This window comes from Candidatus Acetatifactor stercoripullorum (assembly GCF_944382095.1).
Taxonomy (GTDB): domain Bacteria; phylum Bacillota; class Clostridia; order Lachnospirales; family Lachnospiraceae; genus Acetatifactor; species Acetatifactor stercoripullorum.
Genome location: NZ_CALWMU010000014.1, coordinates 36882 through 55593, shown reverse-complemented (window position 1 = coordinate 55593; position 18712 = coordinate 36882). Strand labels below are relative to the sequence as shown.

Annotated in this window: 17 protein-coding genes; 5 read left to right on the top strand and 12 right to left on the bottom strand. The window is 49.7% G+C overall.

What is annotated here, in order from left to right; genetic code table 11:
- Positions 1 to 138: 138 nt before the first annotated feature.
- From SHK35_RS06015 to SHK35_RS06005, 3 genes are read left to right on the top strand one after another with little or no spacing between them, the layout of a single operon-like run.
- Positions 139 to 519, top strand: coding sequence for a GntR family transcriptional regulator (locus tag SHK35_RS06015; RefSeq protein WP_318704342.1), 381 nt, complete (start codon positions 139 to 141; stop codon positions 517 to 519).
- Positions 516 to 1364 carry an ABC transporter ATP-binding protein gene (locus tag SHK35_RS06010; RefSeq protein WP_318704341.1) on the top strand — a complete coding sequence of 283 codons (849 nt, stop codon included), beginning with the start codon at positions 516 to 518 and terminating at the stop codon, positions 1362 to 1364. The genes SHK35_RS06015 and SHK35_RS06010 overlap by 4 nt, the downstream gene beginning before the upstream one ends.
- Positions 1361 to 2026 carry an ABC-2 transporter permease gene (locus SHK35_RS06005; RefSeq protein WP_318709072.1) on the top strand — a complete coding sequence of 222 codons (666 nt, stop codon included), beginning with the start codon at positions 1361 to 1363 and terminating at the stop codon, positions 2024 to 2026. Before SHK35_RS06010 ends, SHK35_RS06005 begins: the two co-directional genes overlap by 4 nt.
- A 5-nt stretch (positions 2027 to 2031) precedes the next feature.
- Here SHK35_RS06005 and SHK35_RS06000 read toward each other — a convergent pair whose 3' ends face one another.
- From SHK35_RS06000 to SHK35_RS05975, 6 genes are all read right to left on the bottom strand, one after another.
- The gene (locus SHK35_RS06000) at positions 2032 to 2694 is read right to left on the bottom strand and encodes an ABC transporter ATP-binding protein (protein ID WP_318709082.1); all 663 of its coding nucleotides are present in this window, start codon (positions 2692 to 2694) and stop codon (positions 2032 to 2034) included.
- A 65-nt stretch (positions 2695 to 2759) separates the two neighbouring features.
- Complete coding sequence (locus tag SHK35_RS05995) at positions 2760 to 3212, bottom strand: hypothetical protein (protein WP_318704339.1); 453 nt, start codon at positions 3210 to 3212, stop codon at positions 2760 to 2762.
- A 155-nt stretch (positions 3213 to 3367) separates the two neighbouring features.
- The gene (locus SHK35_RS05990) at positions 3368 to 4690 is read right to left on the bottom strand and encodes an ABC transporter permease (RefSeq protein ID WP_318709071.1); all 1323 of its coding nucleotides are present in this window, start codon (positions 4688 to 4690) and stop codon (positions 3368 to 3370) included.
- Positions 4687 to 6390 carry an efflux RND transporter periplasmic adaptor subunit gene (locus SHK35_RS05985; RefSeq protein WP_318709070.1) on the bottom strand — a complete coding sequence of 568 codons (1704 nt, stop codon included), beginning with the start codon at positions 6388 to 6390 and terminating at the stop codon, positions 4687 to 4689. The genes SHK35_RS05990 and SHK35_RS05985 overlap by 4 nt, the downstream gene beginning before the upstream one ends.
- Entirely contained in the window at positions 6387 to 8219 is a 1833-nt protein-coding gene (locus SHK35_RS05980) for an HlyD family efflux transporter periplasmic adaptor subunit (RefSeq protein WP_318709069.1), read from the bottom strand. The genes SHK35_RS05985 and SHK35_RS05980 overlap by 4 nt, the downstream gene beginning before the upstream one ends.
- A gap of 5 nt (positions 8220 to 8224) precedes the next feature.
- Positions 8225 to 9781, bottom strand: a complete 1557-nt coding sequence (locus tag SHK35_RS05975) for an HlyD family efflux transporter periplasmic adaptor subunit (RefSeq protein ID WP_318709068.1) — start codon at positions 9779 to 9781, stop codon at positions 8225 to 8227.
- A gap of 171 nt (positions 9782 to 9952) precedes the next feature.
- On the opposite strand from SHK35_RS05975, the gene SHK35_RS05970 reads away from it, so the two are divergent.
- Complete coding sequence (locus SHK35_RS05970) at positions 9953 to 10654, top strand: MBL fold metallo-hydrolase (protein ID WP_318709067.1); 702 nt, start codon at positions 9953 to 9955, stop codon at positions 10652 to 10654.
- The gene (locus tag SHK35_RS05965) at positions 10644 to 11009 is read left to right on the top strand and encodes a VOC family protein (protein ID WP_318709066.1); all 366 of its coding nucleotides are present in this window, start codon (positions 10644 to 10646) and stop codon (positions 11007 to 11009) included. The genes SHK35_RS05970 and SHK35_RS05965 overlap by 11 nt, the downstream gene beginning before the upstream one ends.
- Positions 11010 to 11050: 41 nt before the next feature.
- Here the strand turns inward: SHK35_RS05965 and SHK35_RS05960 are convergent, their stop codons facing one another.
- The 6 genes from SHK35_RS05960 to SHK35_RS05935 all read right to left on the bottom strand — a co-directional run bounded on the left by SHK35_RS05960 (position 11051) and on the right by SHK35_RS05935 (position 18696).
- A complete protein-coding gene (locus SHK35_RS05960) occupies positions 11051 to 12448 on the bottom strand; it encodes a glycoside hydrolase family 2 TIM barrel-domain containing protein (protein ID WP_318709065.1) in 1398 nt (465 codons plus the stop codon).
- 33 nt (positions 12449 to 12481) lie between these two features.
- The gene (locus SHK35_RS05955; RefSeq protein ID WP_318709064.1) at positions 12482 to 15814 is read right to left on the bottom strand and encodes an SNF2 helicase associated domain-containing protein; all 3333 of its coding nucleotides are present in this window, start codon (positions 15812 to 15814) and stop codon (positions 12482 to 12484) included.
- 27 nt (positions 15815 to 15841) lie between these two features.
- On the bottom strand, positions 15842 to 16321 hold the full coding sequence (locus SHK35_RS05950) for a gamma carbonic anhydrase family protein (protein ID WP_318709063.1): 480 nt from the start codon (positions 16319 to 16321) through the stop codon (positions 15842 to 15844).
- A gap of 197 nt (positions 16322 to 16518) precedes the next feature.
- A complete protein-coding gene (locus SHK35_RS05945; RefSeq protein ID WP_318704327.1) occupies positions 16519 to 17016 on the bottom strand; it encodes a tRNA (cytidine(34)-2'-O)-methyltransferase in 498 nt (165 codons plus the stop codon).
- A 16-nt stretch (positions 17017 to 17032) separates the two neighbouring features.
- On the bottom strand, positions 17033 to 18217 hold the full coding sequence (locus SHK35_RS05940; protein WP_318709062.1) for an aminotransferase class I/II-fold pyridoxal phosphate-dependent enzyme: 1185 nt from the start codon (positions 18215 to 18217) through the stop codon (positions 17033 to 17035).
- Entirely contained in the window at positions 18214 to 18696 is a 483-nt protein-coding gene (locus SHK35_RS05935; RefSeq protein ID WP_318704325.1) for an Lrp/AsnC family transcriptional regulator, read from the bottom strand. The genes SHK35_RS05940 and SHK35_RS05935 overlap by 4 nt, the downstream gene beginning before the upstream one ends.
- Positions 18697 to 18712 lie beyond the last annotated feature (16 nt).

Sequence of the window (18712 nt, the reverse complement as noted above, 5' to 3'; positions counted from 1 at the left end):
GTTCTCAAAGCTGAAGCAAATATTTTTTCATCAGCTTTACTGTTCCCTTTCCCTCAAAAATTATTCTGAATAAACAGTATCAAACAGTTGACAACAGTTATACACTGTTATATACTGTTTATACAAAGGAGTGGCGCCATGAATTTAATTATTAATCATTCCTCCATGCAGCCCATCTATGAGCAGATTGTTTCACAGATAAAGCAGATGATTCTGCAGGGAGATCTGAAGGAACAACAGCCCCTTGCCTCCGTCCGTACCCTGGCAAAGGATTTAAAGGTCAGTGCCCTGACCGTAAAAAAAGCCTATGATGCTCTGGAGGAGGAAGGCTTCATCATCACCGTGCACGGAAAGGGAAGCTTTGTGGCCTGCAATGGCCAGGGTCTGATGGAGGAGGAAAGAAAGAAGGAAGTGGAAAGGGATCTGGAGGCTGCTGTCCGTAAGGGAAAAGCCTATGGAATGAGCGGCAGTGAGCTTACGGAATTGTTCCATCTCATTTTGGAGGATCAGGAAGTATGATTTCTTTTGAAAATGTAAAAAAGACCTACGGAAATTTTACCATGCACTGCACCATGGAGGTTAAGCCAGGCCGTATCACCGGACTGATCGGGCCAAACGGCGCCGGAAAGACCACTGCCTTTAAGGCTGTGCTGAATTTAATTTCTATCGACAGCGGAACCCTGACGGTATTGGGAAAGCCCTCCGGCCAGCTGACTGCCCGGGACATGGAAAAAATAGGGGCGGTGCTTTCCGACTCGGGCTTTTGCGGATATCTGACCGTAAGAGACCTGGTTCCGGTTCTGAAAAATTTCTATGAGGAGTTTTCCGTGCAGGATTTTCAGGAAAACTGCCAGAAGCTGAGTCTGCCGCTGGACAAAAAAATAAAGGAGTTTTCCTCCGGCATGAAGGCCAAGCTGAAGGTCCTGGCAGCCATATCCCACAACCCACAGCTTCTGGTTTTAGATGAGCCCACCGCGGGGCTGGACGTACTGGCAAGAGACAGTCTCCTGCAAATGCTCAGAGAATATATGGAGCAGGAGGACCGCTCCATTTTGATCAGTTCACACATTTCCAGCGATCTGGAGGGACTGTGCGATGATGTGTATCTCATTGATCAGGGAAAAATTCTCCTGCATGAGGAGACGGATGTGCTGTTAAGCGATTACGCCATTTTGAAGGTGACGCCGGAGCAGTACGCTTCTTTAGACCAGTCCCATCTTCTGCGCAGATCAAGGGAGGCTTACGGCTTCTGCCTTCTTACGGATCAAAAGCAGTTTTATCTGAAAAAGTATCCCTCTCTTGTGATAGAACGGGGCGGCATTGACGAAGTGATTACTATGATGATTCGAGGTGAAAAATTATGAAGGGTTTGAAGGGTTTATTCATTAAGGACTGCAAACTAGTAAAGAATCAAAAACAATTTCTGCTGATGATACTCTGCTTCTGTGTGTTGTTTCTGGTCATTTACCAGGACTCCCTGTTCGTCATCAGCTACGCCGCCATCTTATTTACCATATTGGCCATAAGCACCCTGTCCTATGACGAATATGAAAACGGGATGTCCTTTCTCTTTACGCTGCCTTTTAGCCGCAATACCTATGTGGTGGAAAAATATCTGTTTGGCATGCTGGGGACAGTGCTTATAGTCCTGCTTTCCTCCGCCCTGGAAATAGTATCCATGCTGGTAAGAGGCGTCCCCATCCCGCTGGAGGAGCTTTCCCTGAACGCCCTTGCAAGCCTGCTTCTTTCCCTTTTGGTTTTATCCGTGTCCATTCCCGTACATTTGAAATTTGGCGTGGAAAGAAGCCGTGTGGCCCTTCTTCTTACCTTCGGCGTCCTGTTTGCGGCAGGCTATGGCGCTGTATATCTCTGTGGAAGGCTGGGTCTGGATGCAGCGGCCCTTCTGGAGCAGGTTCTTCATGCAGGGCTTCCGGTTCTGGGAATCTGTGTGCTTGTTCTCTGCGGGTTTTTCATGGCTCTCTCCTGTCTCATTTCCACCCACATTTTAAAGAGGCGGCAGTTTTAAGCAGGCTATTCATAGAGCTGCCCGTCGATGATCCTTACGATTCTTTTGGCCGATTGGGCCACCCCCAGATCATGTGTGATCATAACGATGGTATTGCCCATTTCATTCAGCTCCCCAAACAGCTTAAGCACGTCCCTGCCGCTGTTTTGATCCAAGGCTCCGGTGGGCTCATCTGCCAGCAGAATGGCAGGCTTTCCCACCAGGGCCCTTGCGATGGAAACTCTCTGCTTCTGGCCTCCCGACAGCTCGCTTGGTCTGTGCCCAATCCTGTGATCCAGTCCCAAAAGCTTTATGGTGTTCTCGCACTGCTCCTCTGCCTCCTTATGATTCATTCCCCGCATCAACAGGGGCATAATGATATTCTGCATCACATTGTAGGTGGGAATCAGCTGATAGTTTTGAAAAATAAAACCGATTTTACTGTTTCTTACCTCTGTAAGGTCCTCCTCGTCTGTCTCATGAATGGCCATTCCATCCAGATAATATTCTCCGCTGTCCATCACATCCATACAGCCGATAATGTTCATCAGCGTGGTCTTACCGGAACCGGAGGGGCCCAAAATAGCCACATATTCCCCCTTTTCCACCGAAAAATTGATATTCTTCAAAATGGGAAGCTTTTCCTCCCCCAGCATATATCCCTTATTGATCGCCTTCATTGCAATCATGCTCATATTCTTTCTCCCTTCTGCGCCGCCCTTTGTTTTCTGTTTTTATGGCTTTGACAGATATCCTATAAAATATAAACCCGCACAATGACGGTTTCCTCCCCGTCCTCCTGCGTAATCAGGGCAACGTTATCCCCCGCAGCCAGTCTGGAAAAGGTTGTGACAGTGCCCAATCTTGTAACCACCTCTGTGCCCACAGGAATCAGCGCCGTCTGCTCCTGCTGGGCCGGTTCTTGTGTCTGCCCGGTTTCCTCCCCGGTCTCTGTGTAGGTGATCTCATTTCCCTTCACGCCTGTAAGGATGGCATATACGATTTCCTGCCCCGTCTGGGCCGTCACCTCCACGGCTGTCTGTTCAGGCTGTATTTCCATCTTTCTTCCCCAGCCTATATACCAGGCCGCCCCAATCAAAAGCGCTGCGGCGGCCACCGCTGCCAGTCTCCTTTTTCTGCGGTTTTTCTGGCGCTTTTTTTCACGGGCCAGACGCTCCTGTTCCCTGATAATGGTTTTCTCGTCCATAAGAATCTCCATTCCGAAGCGTAGCGTAGGAATCGCGCAATAGAAATCGCGCAGGCGATTTCTATTGTCGCATCAAGGCTTATTTGTGACGCTTCGGCACAAATAGCCGTGTGAAAAATCAGCACATCAGTGTGATTTTTCACATTATACCCCCTTTATTCCTGATTCAGCGCCACCACAGGAACCAGACGGGACGCCTTGTAGGCCGGATAAAACCCAAAAATACTTCCTGTGAGCACGCCAAACAATAAGGACAGTACGGCTCCGCTTAAGGAAAGAGACACTCTCACGGAAAAGCTCTCCACAAGAGGCGTGATTCCCAGGGAAAGCAGCACTCCCACCACTGCGCCGATCAGGCTGATACAGCTTGCCTCCAGCAGAAACTCCAAAAGAATGTCCTTTCGTGAGCAGCCAAGCGCCTTCAGGATACCGATTTCATTGGTTCTTTCCTTTATGGATACAAAAAGCACATTCATAATGCCGATACCGCCCACCACAAAGACAATCACCGCCATGGAAATCAAAAGAAGGGTCAGGGTCTCATTGGATGCGGACGCTGCCTCCATCTTGCTTCCTGCGTCGGAAATGGTAAACTCCGCATTGGGATAGCTGTCCGCCAGAACCGTTTCTATGTTGGTGATAACGGTTTCCACCTGATTTACATCCTCTGCAATCACTGTGATGGTAGGACTGATGTTATCCCCCGTAATATATTTGATTCCCGTTTCATAGGGAATAAAGATCGTGCTGTCCGGGTTGATTCCCGAAGCCACTGTGCCCATCTCCGTGAGCACGCCTGCCACGATATAGGGTCTGTCATCAATATAGACCACACCGTCGTAGGCCTCATAAGCGCTTCCGAATATCTCCTGTGCCGCAGAAGCCCCTAAGACACATACCTTTTCCTTGCTCTCATTATTTTCCTCGGTGAGAAAGTCTCCAATGGCCATCTCCAGATTGCTGATCTGTGCATAGTTATCCTCCACCCCGGCAATGGTGTAATAGGAAGAGGACTCCATATCCCCTCCCCCTACCGAGGTGGTGGTGGAATAGGAAATGGTCACATCCGATATACTTGGCACAAATACGGAAAGGTCCTCACAGTCCTCTGTGGTAAGGGTAATATCCTCCTGATTGATTCTGCTGTTGTCCCCGCCTCCAAAGCTAAAGAAGCCTCCACCGCCCATGTCGGGGCCGCCTCCGCCCCCAGGGGCGGAAAAGGTCATGCTGACCTCTCCCCCTCCCTGGGCCATGGAAAACATCTGAGTGGAGGAGCCGCCTTCATAGGTAATGTCAATGGCTCCCGCATTCAGGTTCTTAAACTGCTCCGCAACCTCCTGCCTCCCTCCGGTGCCAATGGCCAGCACCATCATAATGGTGGCAGAGCCTACTACAATGCCGATGGAGGTGAGAATCACCTTAAATTTATTCTGAGACAGGTTCAGCCAAACCAGTCTTAAGATTTCCGATAACCTCATGTCTCGCTCACCACACTTTCAATCAGTACCACGTCGCCCTCTGAAAGTCCTTCCACTATTTCTACATTCACACCGTCCGAAAAGCCTGTGGTAATTTCCCTTTCCTCAATTTCCCCATCCTCATTTTTTACTTTTACATAAGATCTGGTTCCCTCTCTAATCACAGCCCGGTTGGAAACATAGAGCACATTGCGGGTTTCCTTGGTAATAAAGGTAATGTCTCCTGTCATCCCCTGGAACAAACCGGACACATCGCCCCCAATGGCAGCTGTCACTTCATAAGTGACATTTCCGTCAGAATCCGTCACAGCATCGGAAATCTCTGAAACCTCAGCCTGGAAGATAGTATCCGGGTAAGCCGTCAGGGATACATTTGCCGCCGTCCCCACCGCAATGTCCGTCATGTCCTCCTCGTCCACTGTCACCGTTATGGTTACATCCGCCAGATCATAAAGTGTGACAAGTGTGTCATTTGTTTGAATGGTATCCCCTTCCTCTAGGTCCACGCTGGTAATGATGCCGTCATACTGGGCGCAGATGGCAGTTCCGTTGATGTGGGAGCTGTACTCCTCCCATTTTTCCAGGGTTTCCGCATAAACCGCCTCCTGCTCTTTGGCCTCGTCCTCCAGGTAGGCCAGCGCAATGTCATAGGTCTCCTGGGCAGTGTCATAGGCGAGCTGGCGCAAAGACAAGGTTTCCTGGGCAGTAAGCAGTCCCTGATCCAATTCCCGTTTGGCGGCCGCGTATGCCTGAGCAGCGGTCTCCACATTTGTTTGTGCCTGCTCCACATTCTCCTCCAGCCGTTCCTTGCTCTGCTCCAGGGAATCCGCTGTGGACTGGGCGGACTGGGCCAGCTGGAAATAATACACATAGTTATAGGTATCACTCCACTTATCCGTATTATCCCTGCTCCAGATACAGTTTGCCAGCACCTGGGCCGCATCCTCATAGGCAGCGGTGATTTCCTCTAATTGCTGTTTGTAATCCTCCAGTGTGGCCTGGGCCTGTTTAAACGCCTGTTCTGCGTCCTCCACATTTTCCTGCAGCTGCCCTACGGCAGCATTGTATTCTGTGTCCGCATAATCTCCGTAGGCTATGCTGGATTCATAAGTGTACTGGGCCGTCTGTCTGGAAAGGGTCTGATCTGCATAGACAGCCTCCAAATCCGCCTGAGCCTTCTCCACATTGGATTCCAGCTGCTCCTCCAGCTCTAAGACACTTTCCTCCTCCAGCTCATAAAGCACATCTCCCTGGGAAACCTGCTGTCCCACGGAAACACAAACCTCCGCCACTGTCAGGCTGGAATCCGTACCGCTCTGTGCGCTATTTCCCCCGCCTGCCATGCCAAAAATCTGATCAAACATATTTAATGCGCCGCCGGAGGAGCTTGTGCCTCCCATTCCTGGCATGCCGCCTCCAAAGTCGTTTCCTGTCTGGGAGCTCTCTGTGCTGCCGGTGTCCACTCTCTGCAGAGCGCTCATATCCAGCTCAAAAACCTGTTCCACCGTTCCGATATCCACGCTGCCGCTTTCCGTGATACCCACCACAAGGTCGCCGGACTCCACCACAGTCTCCCTGTAGGTGACCTCCGTCCCGCTTCCCGAAACCGCTCCATAGATAATGCCTGCAGCCAAAGCGATGCACAGCGCCGCAGCGATTGCGACAATTATTTTCTTCTGTGTAGGTTTTAATGCTTTCATTGCCCTGCCTCCATTTCCTGGTTTCTGCCGCCCTGCATTTCTCTGCCGCCCATCTGACCGAAATCCCCGGGCATTTCTCCGTTCTCAGGCAGCTGCATTCCTTCCATTCCCTCCTGGTTTCCAAATCCTGCTTCCGTTCCAGAGACGCCGTCAGCGCCGCTTTCCGAAGGGTCTGCCTCTGCCTCCACCTCCGTCTCTGAGCTGACCCGGCTTGCAATATAGATGATATCTCCTTCCGAAAGTCCTGAAAGAATCTCAATATTCACTCCGTTACTGATACCGGTTTCCACCTCTGCAAGCTCTCTGCCGCCCAAAGCGGTCTGTCGGTAAACATAGCTTTTTCCATTCTCCTCCACAATGGCTCTTCTGGAAACATACAGCACATCCTCCTTTTCCTCCGTCACAAAGGTGATATCCGCCGTCATGCCCCCGTACAAAAGCTCTGTATCCCCATTCACTCCAATCACCACCGTATAGCTTATGGTATTGGAATTTCTTGCGGTGGCTGTAGTGTCAATGGACAGAATCGTTCCCTCATAGGGTGTATCCTCATAGGCGGTAAACAAAATTTCTACCAGGTCCCCCACCGCAAAGTCCACCACATCCTCCTGGGTTACATCCACGGAGATAGTCATATCATCCGGAGCCGCATAGGACAGAATCACTCCGGACTGCACCAGATTATCACCTGCTTCATATCCCACCTGGGTCACGATCCCGGAGCCATCCGCATAAAGAATGCCATCCTCTCCCACAAAGTCTTCAAAAGCCTGCAGCTTTTCCTCCACCTGATTCTTTTCTTCCTCAGCTTCGTTTAATGTCTCCTCCAGACTTTCTAACTGTGCATTGTAGGTGGTCTGCGCATTATCCCCCTCTATCAAAGCCTCTTCATAGGCCTCTTTGGCATCCAGCATGTCAATGGCACTTTTTGCCTGGGCATTGGCAAGCTGCTCCTCCAGGGAGGCAATCTCCTCTGTATTGTCCTCAAGATTCTGCTGTGCCTGCTCCAGGGCGGTCTTGGCATTCTGGTACTGGGTCTGGGCGCTGACATAGGCGTTTTGATATGTCATAAAGTTTTCCGTATGATCTATGTCCGCGGCCTCTAAGCTCTGGCAGGCGGATTCATAGGTCTCCAGAGCCTCCGCATAATCCTCTTTGGCTTGTTCAAGCGCTTCCTCAAGGAGGGAAATATTGGCATTCCGCTGATTGATTTCCACCTGAATTGCCTCAATATCATTGGTTACGGACTGAGATTTACTGCTATAAATAGAAGCGGCATATTCGCTCTCCACCAGCTGCGTGTCATAGGTAGTCTGAGCCTCCAGCACAGATAGGTTATACTCTGCCTCCGCTTCGTTATACGCAGTCCTTGCATCCACCACAGCGCTTTCCAGGAGCCTTCGCACATCCGAAACACTGTCCTCGGTGAGCTTTATCAGGGCGTCCCCTTCCTCAATGCGCTGGCCGGAGGCTACATAGATTTTTTCAATCTTTAAATATTTCTGGACGGTTTCATCAGAATCCGTGTCATCGCTGTCCTCATCCGAGTCCTCCTCATCCTCATCGCTTACATCCAGGTCCAGATCGTACAAAAGAGATGTGATTCCATATTCCAGCGTCCCGCTCTCCGTCACTCCCACTGTCAGCGTTCCCCGCTCCACTGTGCTCTCCTTATACACCCACTGTTCCTGCTCCAGCAAAGGGACAAGGAACACAGTATAGCTTGCCGCCAGAATCAATACAAGCAATCCCACTCCCGCTGCAATCCACCTTTTCTTTTTCCTGCTCACAGATTTCCATGCCTTCCATGGATTGATTTTCATTTTCATGCTGCTTACTCCGTTTCCCTATTGTCAGGCGCTTCCAGATTTTCCGGGGGCGTCTCTCCATTCTCAGGCATCTCCATTTCCTCTGCTCCGAAAATAACTGTTACGGATTGGTTGGTTTCCAGGCCTTGCGTATCTCCTGCCAGGGTAACCGTCACATGATAGGTGACGCTGGTGCGGCTTTCAGAAGCAGTCACAGGATTGATCTGTGTTATGCTTCCCTTATAGGTCTGGGTTCCACTTACCACCACGGCGCTGTCTCCCACAGACAGGCTGGCAATATCCGACTGATCTACAGAAACCGTCACAGACATTTCTTCAGGATTGCTGTAAATAAACACGGTGCTGTCGGAGGTAAGATACTGGCCTGCCCTTGCCATCACCTGCAGTACCGTCCCCGAAGCGGAAGCGTAGAAATAACCATCCCCTACGCTGCTTTCAAACAAATCCATATTTTCCTGGGCGTCCTCCCATGTGCTTTTCAAATCCTCATAATCAGACTCGGCCTGCTCCAAGGCTGTTTCATAGTCACTCTGGGCCCTCTCAGCGTTGGCCAGGGCCGTTTCATAGGTAAGCTGTGTCTCCAGCGTCAGGGTCTCATAGGCCTGCTTTGCCTCTGTGACAGCCTGTTCCAGGGAAGGGAGGTTGAGTTTTAGGGTCTGCAGCTCAAACTGTGCGTTGGCCAGCGCTTCCTCATACTCGCTCTGGGCCTGCTCCAAATCCTGCAGATTCTGCTCCAGCACACTGTAAAGAGAAGTGAGCACACTCACATACTGGCTGCTTGATGTTCCCCCGCCTGCATCTCCGGAGGAGACAGTCGTTGTCCTATTCCCAGTACCGCCCATGCCCCCGGCGCCGCCGCTTGTGACCTGGGACCAGCTCATCCCCCATTCTTCCATTTTATCAGTAAGAAGCTTCAGGTTTTCATCGTAAAGGCTTTGATATTCATCCACTCCAAAATAAGCGCTGTAGGAACCGTCATTTACATAGGATTCATATTCGGCAATCTGCTCTTTTGCCTGGGCAAGTGCCTCTTCGGCCTGCTCCACGCTTAAGGTAAGGCTCTCTACCGTCTCCTGGTACACTTCTTCGGCCTGTTCTCCCGCAAGCACAGCGCTGTTATAATCATATTCCGCCGTTATTTTACTTTGTTCATACTCTATAGCTCCCGCCCGGTAGGCAAGCTGGGCATCCTCAAGAACTTCGGCAAGCTCCTCTCTGGCCTCCTCCACGCTCTCCTGGGAAAGCTTCAGTATCTGGGCGCCGGCCTCCACCTGGTCGCCGGAGGATATGTAAATCTCTTCAATCTCCAGCTGCGTCTCCAGATTTTCCACCTCAAAGCTTTCCTGTGTCATTCCCACACTGGTTACGCCGGAAGCGCTGACTCCTCCCGATGCCATGGAAAAGCCGCCCCTGCCGCCCTGTAAAAAGCCGCCATTTTCAGAATTGTTTCTTTGAAGGAAATAAACAGACACGCATATCAAAAGTATCAGAGCCATTACCAGGCATACAGAAATGATGATTACCTTTTTCTTATTTTCCCTGCAGAAATCTTTTATCTTCACACGAAATCCCTCCGCTTTTCCTACCTTGCTGGCATCAGTATATCGGGAAAATGTTTAGAAAAATTGTTTAAAATGTGAAAAAAGTGTGTTCTGCCCAGGGAAAACCAATGGAAATGTACCTTCGCCTGTGATAAAATAGGGAAACAGACTATGAAATCCAGGAGGCGGCCCATGAAAATCACCTACCTTTACCACAGCGGTTTTCTGGCGGAAACAAAAGACTGCTATTATCTTTTTGACTATTACAGGGGAGAGCTCCCTCCCCTTAACACAGACAAGCCCATCCTTGTGTTTTGCAGCCATAGGCACCCGGATCACTATAACAGGGAGGTGTTTTCCCTTTTAAAAGGGCTTGGCATGAACAGCGTCACCGCCATTCTGGCAAAGGACATTTCTCCCCGCAGCTACCCCGAGCAGACGAATGTAGTCAGGGTCACCTTTCACAGCCGCTATGAGCTTCCCCAAAGCACCGTGCTGGAAACCCTACTCTCCACCGATGCGGGAGTGGCCTTTTTGGTCCGCTGCCGGGAAGGGATTCTCTATCACGCCGGAGATTTAAACGACTGGGTATGGGCGGGAGAAACAGCACAATACAACAGGCAGATGACAGGAAGCTACCGACATGAAATAGATCTGCTGAAGGATTTGCTGAAAGAAGAGTATGTAGACGCCGCCTTTCTGCCCCTTGACCCCAGGCAGGAGGCGGATTACGCACAGGGAATCTTATATTTTTTGAAAAAGATCAAGGTAAAGAAGGTATATCCCATGCACTATTGGGAAAAGCCTGGGGTTATCTCCCGGTTTCTCCGGGAATACCCCCAGTATCAGAGCATAATACAGAACACGGAGGATGCAAACGCCAATGAACTTTAAGATGATCCATGAAAATTATAATGTAGCAGATTTGGAAAAATCCATTGCCTTTTATGAAAAGGCTCTGGGCCTTCATGAAAAACGCCGCACCAACGGAGAAGGCTTTATCATTGTTTATCTGGGAAACGACCAAAGCGATTTTGAGCTGGAGCTCACCTGGCTTGCAGAGCATCCGCAGAAATACAACCTGGGAGAATGCGAATTTCACCTGGCCTTCCGCACAGACGATTTTGAGGCAGCCCACAAATTACACCAGGAAATGGGATGTATCTGCTTTGAAAATCCAAAAATGGGAATTTATTTTATCCAGGACCCGGACGGCTACTGGCTGGAAATCGTTCCTGTGCGGAAATAGTTTCTCTATTTACTTTTTTTCTTCAAGCCAGCGGTGCCTCATCAAAAAGGCACCGTCCTTTGGCTGTCTGTCTCTGGTAAAATTTGATATTCCTGGCTCCACATAACGGAGGGCAGTTTATGCTCGTAGGAAAGGGTATCCGCACCGTATTCTGTAAATATCATGGGTCTTTGCGGATCCAGGGCAGCCCACCGTTCCATCTCCTCCAAAAACGCCTCTTTGGCGTCCGAGATCTCGCTGCCTCCCTTTACATACCATCCATAATAGCGGTTCATGCACAAAAAGTCACAGTACTGATGACAGACCACATCCTCGGGCTGGCTGCTCAGCGCCATGGCAAAGGAGCATGGCCTTTTTTGCACATCCCATGCCTTGGCCGCCTGAAAAATTTCCCGGTCCGCCATCTGATAAGCCTCTTCCGCATAGGGATAGTGAGAAGTGCGGAAGGAATTGGCCCCTATCCATTTCATCAATTCAAAGTCTCTCTTTAAAAAGCCAAGGGAAAAGCCTCTGCCCAAAACGGGGGAATCCTCATGCCTTCCAAATCCCTTCAAATAAATCGGCTTTTCATTCAGCAATATTTCCGTTCCCTGGATTCTCACTGTGCGGATTCCTATCTCCTCAGAATATTCATCCAGAAGCTGATCCTTTTGAAACAGGCGAAGCTCCAGCCGATACAGGTAAGCGTTCCTGATCTCCCAAAGATGAACGTCTGCAATGACAAGCTTTCCTTCCATTCCCTCAGAATACGCGGCCAGTTTCCCTTCTTCATCCCAAAGACGCACTTCCATTCTAATATCCGGCTCAGGATTTTCAATTTCCACCTGATACCAGGTACAGGCATCCTTTCCGGAAATCTCATGTCTGACAGAATAATCACAAATTCTATGCCTGGGAGTGGACATAAGCCACACAGGCCGGATAATGCCGCTGTAGTTAAAGAAGTCGAAATAAGGGACTGCTTTCTTTCTGCCGTTTTTCAGTATTTCAGTCTCCCCGGCAGGCAACGAGGTATCGGACAGCTCATTGTTTACCAATACTACCAGCCGGTTTTCTTCCTGATATCTGACACAGTCCGTGACATCAACGCAGAAGGGTACAAAGCCGCCCTCATGAAACCCCCTTTTTTCTCCATTTACATAAACCTCTGCCCTGTGAGCCACTGCTCCAAAGCGCAGCTCCACGATGCTGCCCTGTAATTCTCCCGGCACAAAAAAGCTGGTTTCATACCAGATATCCCCGCAAAAATCCCTCAGCTCCTTATCCGTATAAAAATCCGCAAAGCTTGCAGGAACCGGAATCATCTCCTTTCCCGGAATTCCATTCTGCAGGCCTCTTTTGCGCCCATCTCCCTCAAAGTCAAAATAAATTTTCCACAATCCGTTTAAATCCAGCGCTCTTCTGGAAAACGTGTTTCTAGGATACAGCATTGTTTTCATATTAGTTTTTCTCCCGCTTTTGATTATTATGTCTCATCTGCCCCTTAAAAGCTCTGCAAGCTCCTCTTTGGTAAAATCTATCCGATCCATGCCCTCGCCGCCCAAAAGCTGTTCTGCTAACCCCTTCTTTTTTTCCTGCAGGGCCAGAATTCTTTCCTCAATGGTATTCTTGGCAATGAGCCTGTAGACGTTTACTACATTGGTCTGTCCAATACGATGAACCCAGTCCGTAGCCTGATTCTGCACCGCTATGTTCCACCAGGGGTCGTAATGAATCACCATGTCTGCCGCCGTCAGATTCAGCCCGGTTCCTCCTGCCTTTAAGGAAATACAAAATACTGAGGTATCATCCCTCTGAAAGGCTTCTACCAGATCCTTTCTTTTTTCTTTATTGGTAGAACCTGTGAGCACATAGTAGGAAATACCCTCCTTTTGCAGCAGTCCGCACAAATGGGACAGCATGGTGGTAAACTGGGAAAACAAAAGCAGCTTATGTCCCCCGCTGACCGCATTCTTTATCATATCCACACACAGCTGGGCCTTGGCAGATTCTCCCTTATAATTTTCATAAAGAAGAGTGGGATCGCAGCAAAGCTGTCTGAGCTTTGTCAGCTCCGCCAGCACCTGAAGCTTATTTCTGCGGAATTCCTCTTCAGAGTGCTGATCCAGCATCAAAAGCATACGCTTCACATGTGCGTCGTACAGCTCCTGCTGCTCCCCTTCCAGCTGCACATATACATTTTCCTCCAGCTTGTCCGGAAGGTCCTTAAGCACATCCTTTTTCAGCCGTCTGAGAATAAAGGGACGGATCAGCTTCCGCAGCCGCTTTGCCGCAGCCTCCTCTCCTCCCTGTACGATAGGGGCCTCAAAATCACTTTTAAAACGCTGATAAGAATACAGAAAGCCTGGCATGAGATAATCAAAAATGCTCCACAGCTCGCTCAACCGGTTCTCTATAGGAGTGCCCGTCAGCGCCAGCTTAAAGCCTGCCTGAATTTCTTTCACTGCACGGGCAGCCTGGGTATTGTAATTTTTGACAAACTGTGCCTCGTCAATCACCTGGCAGGAAAACCTGATCTTTTGGTATTCCTGTATATCCCGTCTGAGTAAATCATAGGAGGTAATTAAAATTTGGCCCAAAGACGCTGCCGCCTCAAGCTTTTTTTGCCGCTCCGAAGCGCTTCCCGTTATGGCCTGCACCGAAAGTCCAGGAGCAAACCGTTCAAATTCACTGACCCAGTTATAGACCAGGGAGGCCGGACACACAACCAGAGAGGGCTCTGGACTTTCCCGCTCTCCCTGCTCTGACAGGAAAAAGGCGATAACCTGCAGCGTTTTCCCAAGCCCCATGTCATCCGCAAGAATCCCTCCAAAACCGTTATGCCTCAAAGTTTTCAGCCACAAAAATCCTTTTTTCTGGTATTCCCGAAGCACTCCTTCCAGGCTCTCAGGCATCTCAAAATCATTGTCCTCTACGGTTTTCATATTACGCACCAGCGCCTTAAAGCCACTGTTTTTCTTTACGGAAAGGGACTCCCACTCCCTGGATTCCTCATCCAGATACAAAGCCCGGTACTTGGGCAGCTGTACCTTTCCCTGCTTCAGCTGTGCCTCCGTCAGCCCAAGCCCCTCCTTAAGCTCCAGAAAAGCTCCCAGCTCCTCTCCCTCCATATTGATGAATTCACCGTTTCCCAGCCGGTAATATTTTTTTCTGGGGTCATATCTGGAAAGAATTTCCTGAAGCTTCTCCAAGGGAATGTCCGAAGCCGTCATGGTAAGCTCCAAAAGATCGCCGGAAAGAGAGATTCCCAGGGAAGCTCTGGGCGCCGGGCTTACCCGCAGCCGCTTTAGTTTGTCGGACAAAAACACCTCTCCGATTTCCTGAAATTCCCGGATTCCACTGGTCAAAAGCTCATAGAGCGCACCCTCGTCTCCTGAAAGAGCCATACTTGCATTTTTTTCGTCATAAGCGTTGAAATAACGGCTTATCCGGTCTGACACTTCTATTTCCTTTACCAGATCTCTGTCCGTCTGCACCCGCTGCGGCGCGTATACCTGATATTTTTTTTCTCCATATACCGCTTTTACCTGACAGGTGATGAAATCCTTCTGGGGCATATCCAGATAAATTTCAAAGGAAACCTCCAAAACCCCAAAGCTTTCCTTTTCAAAATCGCTGGCCTTACAGTCAAAATGCTTTTCCAGAGAGGGTAAAAGCTCTCTGCAAAAGGCGGGGACGTCAGCCTTCTCAATATACGCCTTCTGTTCCGGCAGCTCACTTAAACATTTCATAAAGTCCAATACCGGCTCCAGCTCCTGCCTTTTCTCCCGGTAGATCAATCCTTCCCCAAAGGAAAGCAGGCTGGTTCCCGTAAAAATTCCCGGAACAGATTTTAAGGAAACATAAATTCCCTTTTCCCTTCCCTGAATAATAACCTGACGCTCGGGCTTTTCCTCTGTGACCTCCCAGCTGCTCTCGCCATGGCCCTGGATTTCCGCCATAAATTTCCTGCCCTCTATAAGACGGAGAAACTGCTCCAGCTCCTCTGCGGACAGTGGAATGTGCCTGAGCTTGGGAAGCTGCTCAAAATAACCGTAATAGTAATATTTCGTCTGCACATACCGGTCTTTGTTGTTTCTGACCCATGCCTGAAGAAAGCCTACCAGCGGAAGGCTGTCCTTTGCAAAAGCGCTGATATCATGTACAAAATTCAGCTTCTGGCCATAGGCGTAGGTTTGCTGTGTTTCCAGAAGCTGCACAAAAGCAAAAACATCCTTTAACACGTATTTCCTGGAGATTCCAATCCGAAAATCCAGCTTCCAATCCTCCCCGGACAGATAAAGGCAAGGCTCCAGGCAGACCTGTCCACAGACCTCGCTCTGCGTGACGGGCAGACTTCTTCTTATCATCCTGTTTCCCAGAAGTGTTTTCATAGCAGGCGTTGTACGCGGCTCCTTCTTTACCGCCGGAGCATAGCCGGAGGCGGTGCGCACTGCCGGCCTCTCCTTCCCATTTTCCCCTTCTGTCTCCATCAGATATTCCTCGATGGTTCTTTGGCGCTCCCTGTCTCCGATATACTCCAGCGCGACGGCAACGCAATGCTTGCAGAGCCCAGGGTAGCTGCTGAACGCCGGGCATTCGCAGTAGTATTCTGTTATATCCTCTTCCTCATAGCTGTAAGTCATATCTACCTGATAACGTTTTCTGCCGCTGCCATGTACCTTTGCCAGAATGTAATCCCTTCTGTTTTTTTCATCAGGACGGACAGAGATTTCCTCCACCTCATCCATCATGTAGATTTCCTCGCCTCGTCTGTAGGTGACGGTACCGGCCAGTTTTTTAAGCGTTCGCCTGCTCATCATCATTTTCTGTTTTTCCTCTCGAATGTCCTTTTACTCATGGGCTGCAAGAAAAGCCTCCTCCACATACAGCGCCGCATTTTGCAGGTTTGACTCTGCCTCCTTAGCCGTCACCTGCCTTTTTACCCTGGCCGGAGACCCCACTGCAAGAGAATTGTCCGGTATCACTGTATTTGGGGTCACCAGGGCTCCCGCCCCTACAATACAGTTTTTCCCGATAACACAGCCGTCCATCACAATGGCCCCCATACCGATCAGGGAATTGTCTCCCACCCGGCAGCCATGCAGGATAGCCCCGTGGCCCACAGTCACATGCTCTCCGAGAATCACGGGATTTCCTTCCTCCACATGCACTACACAGTTATCCTGAATATTGCTTCCTCGGCCCACCGTGACAAAGTCTCTGTCCCCCCTGATTACAGCGTGATACCAGACGCTTGCATTTTCCTCTAAAGTTACGTTTCCCTTCACCACCGCTCCCGGGGCGATAAACGCCGTTTCATGTACTTTCATTTTCCGTCCATTCCGAAGCATCATAAATCCGCTCCTGCTTCAAATTTTCTCTGCCTATATTCTACACAGTGCCACTCCCAAACACAATACAAAAACGCATATAATAAAAGAAAAGCATTAGACATTTCAGGACTTTCCTTTTATTTTATGGATCTATCCGACCCATAAAAAAAGACTGCAGAAGGAAGAAAGCAGTCTTAGCTTTCCTCCCACTGCAGCCTATGCAGGCTTCCCTCCAGCTGCATTTCGGGGAACCCATTCTGGCGCAGGGCCTCATAGAGCACAATGGCCACTGAGTTGGACAAATTTAAAGACCGGATGGAAGGCAGCATGGGAATCCGGATAGCCGTTTCCTGGTATTGTACCAGAATCTCCTCCGGAATCCCGGCGCTTTCCTTCCCAAACATTAAAAAATCGTCCGGGCCAAAGGCCGCCTCCGTGTAGATGCGCTTTGCCTTTGTGGTAGCCATCCAGATTTTCGCCCCTGGATGTGTATTTTTAAATTCTTCAAAATTCAGATATCTTGTCACATCAAGCTGCTGCCAGTAATCCATGCCGGCGCGCTTGATTTCTTTTTCATTCAGCCGAAAGCCCAGAGGCTCGATCAAATGAAGGCTGGTTCCCGTGGCAGCGCAGGTTCTCCCTATGTTTCCCGTGTTCGCCGGTATTTCCGGCTGATGCAGAACAATGTGCATGGCTTTTTTGCTCCTGTCAGTTGTTTTTGGACGCCTGCTCGGCCCGAAGCCTGGCTACAAAGTGTGCCAGACGTCCCATGGCAACCTTCAGCTTTTCCAAGGAATAGGCATAGGAAATTCTAAGATATCCCTCGCCGCAGTCGCCGAATGCCGTTCCCGGAACCGCCGCCACCTTCTCCTCCTCCAAAAATCTGGACGCAAATTCCTCGCTGGTCATGCCAAATTCCTTGATGCAGGGAAATACATAAAAGGCTCCGTAGGGTTCAAAGCAGGTCAGTCCCATCTCCTGAAAGGCATGGAGCAGATATCTTCTGCGCTGGTTATAGGCCTTTCGCATTTCGGCAATATCCCCGTCACCGTTTTTCAGGGCGTCCACAGCGGCATACTGGCTTGTGGTGGGCGCACACATGATGGCAAACTGGTGAATCTTGGTCATCTGCTCAATAATCTCCCTGGGACCGCAGGCATAACCCAGTCTCCAGCCCGTCATGGCATAGGCCTTGGAAAAGCCGTTGATAAGGATGGTTCGCTCCTGCATGCCGGGCAGGCTTGCGATAGAAACATGCTCTCCCTTATAGGTAAGTTCCCCATAGATTTCATCTGACATGACAAATATGTCATGTTTTAAGATAACCTCCGCAATGGCCTCCAAATCCTCCTTTTCCATGATAGCTCCCGTGGGATTGTTGGGAAAAGGAAGAATTAACACCTTGGTCTTTTCGGTAATGGCCTCCTCCAGCTCCCTGGCCGTCAGCCGGAATTCATTCTCCTCTTTCAGATTGATGATCACAGGCACGGCCCCCGCCAGTATGGCGCAAGGCTCATAGGACACATAGCTTGGCTGGGGAATCAAAACCTCTTCTCCCGGGTTTATCATTGCCCGAAGACCGATGTCGATGGCTTCGGAGCCTCCTACCGTTACCAGCACCTCATGGCTCCAGTCATAGAAAATCCCCTGTTTTCTCTGCAGGTAATTACAGATCTCCATGCGCAGCTCCTTCAAGCCCGAATTGGAGGTGTAAAAGGTTTTTCCCTTCTCCAGGGAATAAATGCCCTCGTCCCGGATATGCCAGGGCGTGTCAAAATCCGGCTCTCCCACTCCCAGAGAGATGGCATCCTTCATTTCACTTACAATATCAAAAAATTTTCGGATACCCGACGGCTTAATCTCCACAATTTTGTCTGCTAACGGATTTCTCATGGGGTAATCATCTCTCTTTCATCTTCTTCTTTTTGTGCAAACACTGTGCCGTGGTCTTTATATTTCTTTAAAATAAAGTGGGTTGCCGTACTCAATACGGTATCCAGTGTGGAAAGCTTATCGGACACAAAATTTGCCACCTCCCGCAGAGTCTTTCCCTCTAAAATCACCATCAGGTCATAGCCCCCTGAGATCAAATATACGCTTCTCACCTCGGGATATTTATAAATGCGCTCCGCAATGCCGTCAAACCCCTGGCCTCTCTGGGGAGTCACGCGCACCTCAATCAAAGCGTCCACCTTATCCACAGAGGTTTTCTCCCAGTTAATCAATGTATGATATCCGCAGATGATACCCTCCGCCTCTAAAGCGGCAATCTCGTTTACCACGTCTATCTCCTCTACACCCAAAATCACCGCCAGCTCCTTTAAGTCAATCCGGCTGTTTTTTTCAATGACAGCTAATAATTCTTCTCTCATTTTCCACTCCATTCCG